This is a genomic window from Pseudomonas sp. 203-8 (genome assembly GCF_020708595.1).
Lineage (GTDB): Bacteria > Pseudomonadota > Gammaproteobacteria > Pseudomonadales > Pseudomonadaceae > Pseudomonas > Pseudomonas aeruginosa.
The window spans coordinates 416133-427082 of the sequence record NZ_JAJFDF010000007.1 but is presented as its reverse complement, the minus strand read 5'-3'; the positions used below and the strand labels follow the sequence as shown (position 1 = coordinate 427082).

Here is a 10950-nt window from a genome sequence, read left to right as displayed (position 1 = left end):
CCGGCTTGTGCACGCGCTGGCCGGTCGGCTGGCCGGACTGCGGGTCGCGCGGGATGATCACTTCGTGGTTGAAGCCCTGGACCATCACCTGGTCCTCGTGGCCTTCCTGGTAGGTGTTGCCGACCGAGTCCTCGGTGAAGGCGCCGGCGGTGATCAGGCCCTGCTTGGTGCCGGTGATGGACATGTAGGCGGGGGTTGCCATGGATACGTTCCTTGTCTTTGAAAGTGCCCAGGCGACATGCCGGGGGCACCAGTGCTAGACAAGAACTGTGCCACTGGTCTTGAAACTCTTTTCCATCAAGGCGTTATTGGAGGAAACCAAAAATTCTCTGGCGATTCTCATGGGAAGAACACTGAAAATTGTGCAACTTTTTGCGCACCGCTTGCAAAAAGTTGCGCACTCTCTCGGAGCCCTTTGGGTATTTGTTCCCTAGCGTTCTATCCACAACGTTATCAACCAAAAAGTTGCACAGTTCTTCATTGGCAAGGCAGCCGAAGATGGGGCGCGCACTATCACACGACGCAGCACAGGTCCCCCGGCCACACAGATCACCCGAGCGAAGTTTGCTGGGCAAATACGAGACGACACGTACCTGCGGATAGCGATGGTTGGTTGGTCGCTTTCAATGGTGGAGCGCCGCACGGTTTCGTTCCATCGGCCCAGGGTGAAGGAAAGTGAGTTATCGGAGAGGTTGGGGGCTGAAAGATATGGCCAGTTATGGCCAAAAGCCCTCTATGGAGAGGGCTTTTGGGGTAGGGCCAGCAGGGTTGTTCTGCTGCGGGGAACCGGAGGTGCGGTTCTTAGCCTTTCGGCCAAGGCTCAGTTGATCTGTGCGCCCTTGGCGATCCAGCTGCCGATCAGGTTGCGTTCTTCCTGGGTCATCTGCGTGATGTTGCCCAGCGGCATGATCTGCGAGGCCACGGCCTGGGCCTGGATCTTCGGTGCCAGTTGCTGGATCTGCTGCGGGGTGTCGAGCATGATCCCGCCTGGCGCGGTGCTGAACAGCTGGCTGGTCGGTTTCGCCGAGTGGCAGACGGTGCAGCGCTCCTGGATCACGTGATGGACCTTGTCGAAGTCGGCTCCGCTCGCGGCCCCGGCATTGGAGGCCTGGGTCGCGGCGGGCGCGGCTGGTGCGTCGCCGCCGGTCGCCGGTTGTGCCGGTGCCGCCGCCGGGGTGCTGGCCAGCGGTGCGGAAGCCTGCTGGTAGTTCGGCGTGGTGACGAAGGCCAGGGCGATCATGCCCAGCGCGCCGGCGGGCAGTGCCCAGGCGAAGCGGTTGCTTTCGTGGCGGGTATTGAAGTAGTGGCGTACCAGTACCGCGAGCACCGCGATGGCGGCCAGGATCAGCCAGTTGTACTGGCTGCCGTAGGTGCTCGGGAAGTGGTTGCTGATCATGATGAACAGCACCGGCAGGGTGAAGTAGTTGTTGTGCCGGGAGCGCAGCAGGCCCTTGGCCGGCAGCACCGGATCGGGCTCGCGGTTTTCTTCGATGGCTTTCACCAGCGCGCGCTGGGCCGGCATGATCACCCTGAACACGTTGCCGACCATGATGGTGCCGATGATCGCGCCGACGTGCAGGTAGGCGCCGCGGCCGCTGAACACCTGGGTCAGGCCGTAGGCGGCGGCGACCAGCAGGACGAACAGGACCAGGCCGAGCAGGGCAGGGGTCTTGCCCAGTGCCGAATCGCAGAGGACGGTGTAGACGAACCAGCCGCAAACCAGCGAACCGATGCCGATGGCGATGGCCGCTGCCGGCGCCAGGTCGCTGCCGGGGGCGATCAGGTAGAGGGTCGGGTTCAGGTAGAACACGATGGTCAGCAACACCACCCCGGACATCCAGGTGGAGTAGGCCTCCCATTTGAACCAGTGCAGGTTCTCCGGCATTTTCGGCGGAGCCAGCTTGTACTTCTCCAGGTGGTAGATGCCGCCACCGTGGATTGCCCAGAGGTCTCCGGACAGGCCTTCACGCGGGTTGCTGCGGTTGAGGTTGTTCTCCAGCCAGACGAAATAGAACGAAGCGCCGATCCACGCGATCCCGACGATCATGTGAATCCAGCGCACCAGCAGGTTCAGCCATTCGATGAGATGTGCTTCCACAGTCTTGTACCTCTTGCCCTGGCCGGCGGACCGGCGGCAGGACCTCTCTTATTGGTTTGATTGGGGGTCGAGGAGGAGCTGTTCGTCCTCGGTGAAGAAATGCTCGTCGCAGTTGTTCCCGGAACCGCTGCGATCGACCACCAGGAAGTCATCCCGCTTTTCGATCGTCAGCACCGGATGGTGCCAGACGCCGCGGTGGTAATTGACGCCCTGCCTTCCGTTGGTCAGGAAGGCGCGGACGAGGCCCGGTACAGGTACATCGCCAAGTGGCGCGACCACGACCAGAAAGGGGTTGCCGAGCAGCGGGATGAAGGCCTGGCTGCCCAGCGGATGGCGTTCCAGCATGCGGATGCGCAACGGCATTTCCAGCTTCTCGGCGCTGAAGATGCTGATGATCGCGTTATCTTCCGGCTGCGCGGTCTCGACCGTGGCCAGCTTGTGATAACGGCGGGTGGAGCCGTTGTTGATCATGAAATAGTCGCTGCCGGCGGTTTCGATCACGTCACCGAACGGGGCGAAGGCTTCCTTGGTCAACGGCTCGATCTTGAGAGTGCGCATACTGATCCTGTCGATTCTGTTTGTTGTATTCCGGACGCACGCGGGGCCCGGGTCTCACGGTAATTGTGGCCTGCCGAACAGGCGCAGGCGGCTGACGCCGCCGTCGGGAAAGATGTTCAGGCGTACATGGGTGATCGGGCCGAGGGCGTTGAGGTGCCGCTCGAACCGGTGTTCCTGGTGCATTTCCAGCTTCTGCGCTGGCAGCAGCTCGCGCCAGAAGAGGCTCTGCGCCTCGATCCGGGCCTCGTTCCCGCCTTCCACGAAGGCGGCCTGGATGCTGCAGCTTTCCGGATAGTTGCCCTTGAAGTGCAAGGTATCGACGACCGCCGCCTCGATGCTGCCGGGATGGCCGAGGGCGACGATCACCCAGTCGTGGCCCGGCGTGCGGCGGCGGCCGGTTTCCCAGCCGTCGCCCATGTTGATGGCACGTCCGGGGTTGAGCAGGTTGCCCATGCGTCCGAAATGCTGGTCGGAGCAGGCCAGCGCCCGGCCGCCGTTGACCGCTGCGGCCAGGTCGAGCGCCGTTCCCGGCGGCTGGTTGCTCCAGTCGCGGTAGGGCACGCCATAGAGGCGCAGGCGGGCGATACCGCCGTCCGGGTAGATGTTCAGGCGCAGGTGGGTCCAGGGACGTTCGTCGTCTATCGGGTGGTAGTGATGGCTATCGCCCTGCAGCCCCACCGCCGCCAGCACTTCGCTCCAGGACGTGCTGTCGTCCGGGTCGCCTTCGGCGCAGAAGCAGCCATCCAGGGAAGCCGCCGGCGGATGGTTGCCGGTGAAGAAGCGGGTGTCGATGTCGACGCCCTTCAGCACGCCCGGCACACCCAGGCGGATCACCGCCTGGTCATGGCCCTCGAAGCGCTTGCGGCGGGTTTCCCAGCCGTCCATCCACTTGCCGCTGTCGTCGAATACGCCTTCCTTCCACACCGGTTCGCCGGCCTGCAGCATGCGGCTGGCGGGGGCGAACCATTCGTCGCTGACGGCGACCACCTGGCTGCCCAGGCGTGCGTCGGCGAGGTCGAGGTAGTGGCGGAAGGGCGCGTGTTCGGCGTTCATGCTCGTATCCGCAGGCCTCAGAGCTGCTGCAGGCGGAACAGGGCGATCTTGTTGATCTCGGCCAGCGCGGTAGCGAACTCCTCGTCGGCGGAGTGCTGGATGCGTTCCTCGAAGGCCGCCAGGATCTGATGGCGGTTGCTGCCCTTCACCGCCTTGATGAAGGGGAAGCCGAACCTGGCCTTGTAGGCGTCGTTGAGTTCGGTGAAGCGGGCGAACTCCTCGGCGCTGCATTCGTGAATCCCGGCGCCGGCCTGCTCGGAGGTGCTGGAGGCGGTCAGTTCGCCACGGATCGCCGCCTTGCCGGCGAGGTCCGGGTGGGCGTTGATCAGCGCCAGCTGGGCCTCGCGGCTTGCCGACAGGAGAATGTCGGCCATGCGCTGGTGCAGGCCCTCGATATCGTTGAGGCTGTCGTCGATACCCAGGTCATAGGCCTTCTCGGCGACCCAGGGGGAGTGTTCGTAGATGTCGGCGAAGGCTTCGACGAAGGCCTCGCGGGACAGCGAGGCGGGGGTCAGGGTCTGGAAACGGCTCATGCCTCGGTCTCCTGGAAAGGATGCTCACGGTGCCAATGGCGGGCGATGTCTTCGCGGCGGGCGAACCAGACCTTGTCGTGGCTCTGCGCGTACTGGATGAAGCGCTCCAAAGCGGCCATCCGCGCCGGGCGACCGATCAACCGGCAATGCAGGCCGATGGAGAGCATCTTCGGCGCCGTCGCGCCTTCTTCGTAGAGCACGTCGAAGGCGTCCTTCAGGTACTGGAAGAACTGCTCGCCATTGTTGAAGCCCTGCACCTGGGTGAAGCGCATGTCGTTGGTGTCCAGGGTATAGGGAATCACCAGGTGCGGTTTCTCCGCGGTGCTGGCCGGGTCCCAGTAGGGCAGGTCGTCGTCGTAGGTGTCGGAGTCATAGAGGAAGCCGCCTTCCTCCATCACCAGGCGCCGGGTGTTCGGGCCGGTGCGTCCGGTGTACCAGCCCACCGGGCGCTGGCCGGTGAGTTCGGTGAGGATGCGGATGGCTTCGAGCATGTGCTCGCGCTCCTGGGCCTCGTCCATGTACTGGTAGTCGATCCAGCGGTAGCCGTGGCTGCAGATTTCGTGGCCGTCGGCGACCATCGCCCTGATCACCTCAGGGTTGCGCTGCGCCGCCATGGCCACGGCGAACACGGTGAGCGGCACGTTGCGTCGCTTGAACAGCTTGAGCAGGCGCCAGACCCCGGCGCGGCTGCCGTATTCGTAGAGCGATTCCATGCTCATGTGGCGCACGCCCTGCAAGGGCTGGGCAGCCACCATCTCGGAAAGGAACGCCTCGGACTCCTTGTCGCCATGCAGGACGCAGCGCTCGCCACCTTCTTCGTAATTGAGCACGAAGGACAGGGCGATGCGGGCATCGCCGGGCCAGTGAGGGTGGGGAGGGTTGTTGCCGTATCCGATCAGGTCGCGTGGGTAGTCAGCGCTCACAGCAGTGTTCCTTATTGTGGATGGGGCGGCGGGCCGGACGGGCCGGGGATGCCGTGATGGATTTATTGTATACAAGTTTGCCTGCGGTCTGTAAATACAATCCTGCTTGCCGATCCCTGCCATTCATCCAGCAAAAAACTTGCCCGACTGGTCAGTTAGCGAAGAATGAGGCCCTGCGGGGTGGGGCTTGTGGAAGGAATGCCCGATTTCGGGGCGGCTGCCGCATTTTCGGTTGTGGCGGTGTTTTTTGTATACAATTCATCGAAGGATAACTTATATTGCTTCGCAAGCGGCTCCCTGGCGGGCTGCAAGCGAGCGGCGCCGGGCAGGTCCCGGAGCGATCCCCATCGAACGAAGGCAAGAGGAGGAGTGGTGTCCGCCAGCGGGCGCCCGCAACCCATGGGACGTTTGACCACGCATGTACTGGATTCCGCACACGGCTGCCCCGGCCATGGCATCAAGATCGAGCTGTACCGGGTAGAAGGCCAGCAACTGGAACTGATCGCCACCACCCTGACCAACCACGACGGCCGCTGCGACCAGCCGGTGCTGCAAGGCGAGGACTTCCGTCCCGGGGTCTATCAACTGGTGTTCAACGCCGGCGACTACTATCGCGCCCGCGGCGTGCAATTGCCGGAGCCGGCCTTCCTCGACCAGGTGGTGCTGCGTTTCGGCATCGCCTCCGCCGACGATCACTACCACGTGCCGCTGCTGATCTCGCCCTACAGCTATTCGACCTATCGCGGCAGCTAGGTGCGTGCCACGAAACACTGACTCTCCGAGTCCTTTTCCCTGGCCCGCCATCGAGCGGGCTTTTTTTCGTTCGCGGGGAGTGCGCCGAGGGTTGCCGGTTATCCGCCACTCGTGGGCAGGAAGGGAAATGCGGCGCAGGGTACGAATGGGCGGGGGATGAAGCTGCGCGTCGCGAGCCCTGCGGGGCAACGACAGGTTCGAGGCGGATAGCCGCGTGCGGCCATCCGCCATCCGGGCGGGTCAGAGGAAGATGAACTTGGCGACGAAGATCACGAACAACGCATAGAGGCTGGCCGAGACTTCGCGGTGCTTGCCGGTGAGGACCTTCATCGCGACGTAGGTGATGAAGCCCAGGGCGATACCGTCGGCCACCGAGAAGGTCAGCGGCATCATGATCACCGTGACGATCGCCGGGATGGTCTCGGTGTGCTCGTCCCAGTCGATGTGCGCCATTCCGCCCATCATCAGCATGGCCACGTAGATCAGCGCGCCGGCGGTGGCGAAGGCGGGGATCATCCCGGCCAGCGGGGCGAAGAACATCGCGGCGACGAACAGCACGCCGACCACCACCGCGGTGAGCCCGGTACGTCCGCCGGCGGCCACGCCCGCGGCGCTCTCCACGTAACTGGTCACCGGCGGGACACCGAGCATGCCGCCGAACACGCTGGAGGCGCTGTCGGCCTTCATCGCTTTCGACAGGTTCTCGATGCGCCCGTCCTCCTTCACCAGGTGCGCGCGCTGGGCGACGCCCATGAGAGTGCCGGCGGTATCGAACATGTGCACGAAGAGGAAGGCCAGGATCACGCTGATCATGGTGACGTTGAACGCGCCGGCGATGTCCATCGCCAGGAAGGTCGGCGCCAGGCTCGGCGGCGCCGAGAACACCCCGCCGTACTGCACCAGGCCGAGGGCCCAGCCGACCAGGGTGACGCTGAGGATGCTGATGAGGATGCCGCCGAACACCCGGCGGTACTCGAGCACGGCGATCATCAGGAAGCACAGTGCCGCCAGCAGCGGGCCGGGCGAGGTGAGGTGGCCGAGCTTGATCAGGGTCGCCGGGCTGGCCACCACGATGCCGGCGGTCTTCAGGCCGATCAGGCCGAGGAACAGGCCGACTCCTGCGCCCATGGCGAACCTGAGGCTGCGGGGGATGCTGTTGAGCAGCCATTCGCGGACCCGGGAGAAGGTCAGCAGCATGAACATCACCCCGGAGATGAACACCGCGCCGAGGGCGATCTGCCAGCTGTAGCCCATGGTGCCGACCACGGTGTAGGTGAAGAAGGCGTTCAGTCCCATTCCCGGCGCCAGGCCCACCGGCCAGTTGGCGTACAGGCCCATCAGGAAGCAGCCGAGGGCGGCCGCCAGGCACGTGGCGACGAACGCCGCGCCGTGGTCGATGCCGGCGTCGGCCATGATGTTGGGATTGACGAAGATGATGTAGGCCATGGTGATGAAGGTGGTCAGCCCGGCCGCCAGCTCGGTCCTGACCGTCGTACCATGCTGGCGGAGCTTGAACAGGCGTTCGAGCAGGCCGGTGGCGGGCGGTGTCGCAGCGTAGATCCCTTGTTCTTCTTGTTTGGTGCTTTCCACAGCAGGTACTCCTCATCGCTCTTGTTGTTAGGTCCTGCGGGCCGGTTGGTTACCAGGTCCCTGACGCGGCTCGAAGGTGATGTGAGGGCACGATTTTCTGACCTTTGGGTCAAGAACTCGTGCGAGCGATTATGCCTTTGTATACAAAAAGGTCAAAGAATGTTTGAGGGTGTTTCGCCACATTTTTATCAGCTTTCCGTCACGCGTCCTTCCGGGCGGTGCCGCGCGCTCGGAACGAGGGGCGGAAAGGGGTGGTGCGCCGGATGCCGCTGCTTGTGTACACTATTTCGCTATCAGCCGCCGGCGTGCCTCACCCACGCCCGTGAGCGAGGATCAGCCCAGGCCACAAGCCGGACGCACAAGGTTCGAGACCGATGACCGATCAGTTGCAACACATCAGGAAGCCGCCGCGCACCGGCAAGGCTGCCCGCAGCGGTACCCAGGACGAGATCGTCTACGCCCACATCTTCGACGCCATCCTCGAACAACGCCTGGCCCCCGGCACCAAGCTGAGCGAGGAAGCGCTCGGCGAGATATTCGGCGTCAGCCGCACCATCATTCGCCGCGCCCTCTCGCGCCTGGCCCACGAGCAGGTGGTGCTGTTACGGCCGAACCGCGGTGCGGTGGTCGCCAGCCCGAGCATCGACGAGGCCCGGCAGATCCTTTTCGCCCGCCGCACCGTCGAGCGCGCCATCACCGAACTGGCCACCGACAACGCCACCGCCGAGCGCCTGGCCGAGTTGCGCGAGATGGTGGTGCAGGAACAATCCAGCTTCGCCCGTGGCGACCGGGGCGCCGGCATCCGCCTGTCCGGCGAGTTCCACCTGAAGCTCGCCGAGATGGCGCGCAACGCTCCTCTGGTGAGTTTCCAGCGCAGCCTGGTGTCGCAGACCTCGCTGATCATCGCCCAGTACGAAAGCGGCGGTCGCTCGCACTGCTCGTTCGACGAGCACAACGAGATCCTCGACGCCATCGAGAAGGGCGACAAGGAGCGCGCGGTGACCCTGATGATGCACCACATGGAGCATATCGACAGCAAGCTCAACCTGGAGAGCGACAACGCTTCCGGCGACCTGCACGCGGTGTTCTCGCACCTCCTCGGCGGCAAGAAGAAGCCACGCCGGGCCAAGGCCGACAGCGACTCGGCGGCCTGATCCGAAGCATGAAAAAGCCCCGCGATGCGGGGCTTTTTCGTTTCCGCCGGGAGTCAGTCGCGGCGATGCACCGAGCGACCGGCGGCGAAGGTTTCCTTCACCGTGCGGTCGTCGCCGAGGATGGTCAGCGCGAACAGCCGTTCGGCCAGGCTGCCGGCCTGGCTCAGGCGGTAGGAGAGCAGCGGGGTGGCGTGGTAGTCGAGGACCACGAAGTCCGCCTCGTTGCCGGTGGCGAAGCTGCCGATCCGGTCGTCCAGCTCCAGCGCGCGGGCACCGCCGAGGGTGGCGAGGTAGAGCGACTTGAACGGATCGAGGCGGGCGCCCTGCAACTGCATGACCTTGTACGCCTCGTTCAGGGACTGCAGCTGGGAGAAGCTGGTGCCGGCGCCGACATCGGTGCCGAGGCCGACCTTGACCTTGTAGCGCTCCAGCTTCGGCAGGTCGAACAGACCGCTGCCGAGGAACAGGTTGGAGGTCGGGCAGAACGCCACCGCCGAGCCAGTCTCCGCCAGGCGCTGGCATTCGCCGTCGCACAGGTGCACGCCATGGGCGAACACCGAGCGCGGCCCGAGCAGGCCGTGGTGGTCGTAGACGTCCAGGTAGCCGCTGCGCTCGGGGAACAGCTCCTTCACCCACTCGATTTCCTTGAGGTTCTCCGACAGATGGGTGTGCAGGTATACGCCGGGATGCTCGCGCAGCAGCCGCGCCGCCATGTCCAGCTGTTCCGCGGTGCTGGTCGGGGCGAAGCGCGGGGTCACCGCGTAGAGCAGACGGCCCTGGCCGTGCCAGCGCTCGATCAGCGCCTTGCTGTCGCGGTAGCTGCTCTCGGCGGTGTCGGTCAGGTAGTCCGGCGCGTTGCGGTCCATCATCACCTTGCCGGCGATCAGGCGCAGGTCCAGGCGCCGGGCGGCCTCGAACAGCGATTCCACCGATTGCCGGTGCACGCTGCCGAAGACCAGCGCGGTGGTGGTGCCGTTGCGCAGCAGTTCCTGCAGGAAGATCTCGGCGACCTGGTCGGCATGGGCCTGGTCGCCGAATTGGCGCTCGGTGGGGAAGGTATAGGTGTTCAGCCAGTCCAGCAGTTGTTCGCCGTAGGAGGCGATCATCCCGGTCTGCGGGAAATGGATGTGGGTATCGATGAAGCCGGGGGTGATCAGCGCGTCGCGGTACTCGAAGACCTCGACCTCGCCGATCTCGCCGAGCAGGGTTTCGGCGTCACCGAGGCGAGCGACCTTGCCGTCCTCCACCAGCAACAGGCCGTCCTCGAAGTATTCGTAGGAGCGTTCGACGCCGACCTCTGCGGGGTCGGCGATGCTGTGCAGGATGGCGGCGCGGTAGGCTTTGGCGTTGCGGGTCATGGCAGTCTCGAAAAAAGGTTCGTGGGAGGTCCGCCGCCTGGCGGCGGACGCGGGGGAGCGGGGGGCCGCTCAGGATTCGTGGGCGCGGCGCGACTCCGGGGTCAGCCGGGTGACGCTCGACGGCCCCTGCTTGCGTTCCAGGCCGAAGGCGGCGTTGTAGGTGGCGATCACCTCGCCGGCGATGGAGATGGCGATCTCCGCCGGCAGCTTGCCTTTCACCTGCTCCAGGCCCATCGGGCAGCGCATCCGTTGCAGGCGTTCGGCGTCGACGCCACGTTCGCGCAGGCGGTGCTCGAACTTGACGCGCTTGGTCTTCGAGCCGATCAGGCCGAAGTAGGCGAAGTCGTTGCGCGCCAGGATCGCCGCGGTAAGCTCCAGGTCCAGCGGGTGATTGTGGGTCATGACGATGAAGTGGCTGCCGGGCGGCATCCGCTCGACCTCGTCGAGCACTTCGTCGTTCACCACTTTCTCCACGCCGTCGGGCAGGAGCGCGGGAAATTCGTGTTCCCGCGAATCGATCCAGCGCACCCGGCAGGGCAGGCTGGCGAGCAAGGGTACCAGGGCGCGACCGACGTGGCCCGCGCCGAACACGGCGATGTGTGCCTGCGGCTGGCCCATCGGCTCGAACAGCAGCACCGTGGCGCCGCCGCAGCACTGGCCGAGACTGGCGCCCAGGCTGAAGCGCTCCAGGCGGGTGTCCTGGGTCCGCGCGGCGAGCATTTCCCGGGCAATGGCCTGGGCCCTGTATTCCAGGTGGCCGCCGCCGATGGTGTCGTAGAGCCGCTCGGCGCTGACCACCATCTTCGAGCCGGCGTTGCGCGGGGTCGAGCCGCGTTCCTCGATGATGGTCACCAGGACGCAAGGTTCGCCGCTACGCTGCAACTCGGCCAGGGCGCTGATCCAGTTCATCTCGTCATCCTCCCGATCGCG

Annotated in this window: 11 protein-coding genes; 2 read left to right on the top strand and 9 right to left on the bottom strand. The window is 65.0% G+C overall.

What is annotated here, in order from left to right:
• The 6 genes from tssD to puuE all read right to left on the bottom strand — a co-directional run.
• The coding region (tssD, locus tag LJF27_RS18915; protein ID WP_019371350.1) for a type VI secretion system tube protein TssD at positions 1-202 on the bottom strand (202 nt) is incomplete at its 3' end.
• A 618-nt stretch (positions 203-820) separates the two neighbouring features.
• Positions 821-2098, bottom strand: coding sequence for a urate hydroxylase PuuD (locus LJF27_RS18910; protein WP_003122923.1), 1278 nt, complete (start codon positions 2096-2098; stop codon positions 821-823).
• A 48-nt stretch (positions 2099-2146) separates the two neighbouring features.
• The gene (locus LJF27_RS18905) at positions 2147-2656 is read right to left on the bottom strand and encodes an ureidoglycolate lyase (RefSeq protein ID WP_003083329.1); all 510 of its coding nucleotides are present in this window, start codon (positions 2654-2656) and stop codon (positions 2147-2149) included.
• Positions 2657-2710: 54 nt separating this feature from the next.
• Complete coding sequence (gene alc / locus LJF27_RS18900; RefSeq protein WP_004348973.1) at positions 2711-3709, bottom strand: allantoicase; 999 nt, start codon at positions 3707-3709, stop codon at positions 2711-2713.
• A 17-nt stretch (positions 3710-3726) separates the two neighbouring features.
• Positions 3727-4242: a 2-oxo-4-hydroxy-4-carboxy-5-ureidoimidazoline decarboxylase gene (gene uraD / locus LJF27_RS18895; RefSeq protein ID WP_003087205.1), complete on the bottom strand. Its 516-nt coding sequence runs from the start codon at positions 4240-4242 to the stop codon at positions 3727-3729.
• Positions 4239-5165, bottom strand: a complete 927-nt coding sequence (gene puuE, locus LJF27_RS18890) for an allantoinase PuuE (RefSeq protein WP_003083336.1) — start codon at positions 5163-5165, stop codon at positions 4239-4241. The genes uraD and puuE overlap by 4 nt, the downstream gene beginning before the upstream one ends.
• 372 nt (positions 5166-5537) lie before the next feature.
• Between puuE and uraH the strand changes: the two genes are divergently transcribed.
• Positions 5538-5918, top strand: coding sequence for a hydroxyisourate hydrolase (uraH, locus tag LJF27_RS18885; RefSeq protein ID WP_003087207.1), 381 nt, complete (start codon positions 5538-5540; stop codon positions 5916-5918).
• A gap of 240 nt (positions 5919-6158) precedes the next feature.
• On the opposite strand, the gene LJF27_RS18880 is transcribed toward uraH, so the two are convergent.
• A complete protein-coding gene (locus LJF27_RS18880; protein WP_003087209.1) occupies positions 6159-7508 on the bottom strand; it encodes an NCS2 family permease in 1350 nt (449 codons plus the stop codon).
• Positions 7509-7882: 374 nt separating this feature from the next.
• Between LJF27_RS18880 and LJF27_RS18875 the strand changes: the two genes are divergently transcribed.
• Positions 7883-8662, top strand: a complete 780-nt coding sequence (locus LJF27_RS18875; protein ID WP_003083340.1) for a GntR family transcriptional regulator — start codon at positions 7883-7885, stop codon at positions 8660-8662.
• A gap of 53 nt (positions 8663-8715) precedes the next feature.
• On the opposite strand, the gene guaD is transcribed toward LJF27_RS18875, so the two are convergent.
• Together guaD and xdhC are read right to left on the bottom strand one after the other, a co-directional pair.
• Positions 8716-10020: a guanine deaminase gene (gene guaD / locus LJF27_RS18870; RefSeq protein ID WP_003083342.1), complete on the bottom strand. Its 1305-nt coding sequence runs from the start codon at positions 10018-10020 to the stop codon at positions 8716-8718.
• A 69-nt stretch (positions 10021-10089) separates the two neighbouring features.
• On the bottom strand, positions 10090-10929 hold the full coding sequence (gene xdhC / locus LJF27_RS18865) for a xanthine dehydrogenase accessory protein XdhC (protein WP_003083344.1): 840 nt from the start codon (positions 10927-10929) through the stop codon (positions 10090-10092).
• Positions 10930-10950: the final 21 nt, after the last annotated feature.

Excerpts from the sequence above, each read along its gene's own strand:
- xdhC (WP_003083344.1), bottom strand. The coding sequence starts at position 10,929 with ATGAACTGGATCAGCGCCCTGGCCGAGTTGCAGCGTAGCGGCGAACCT.
- guaD (WP_003083342.1), bottom strand. The coding sequence starts at position 10,020 with ATGACCCGCAACGCCAAAGCCTACCGCGCCGCCATCCTGCACAGCATC.
- LJF27_RS18875 (WP_003083340.1), top strand. The coding sequence starts at position 7,883 with ATGACCGATCAGTTGCAACACATCAGGAAGCCGCCGCGCACCGGCAAG.
- uraD (WP_003087205.1), bottom strand. The coding sequence starts at position 4,242 with ATGAGCCGTTTCCAGACCCTGACCCCCGCCTCGCTGTCCCGCGAGGCC.
- LJF27_RS18905 (WP_003083329.1), bottom strand. The coding sequence starts at position 2,656 with ATGCGCACTCTCAAGATCGAGCCGTTGACCAAGGAAGCCTTCGCCCCG.
- alc (WP_004348973.1), bottom strand. The coding sequence starts at position 3,709 with ATGAACGCCGAACACGCGCCCTTCCGCCACTACCTCGACCTCGCCGAC.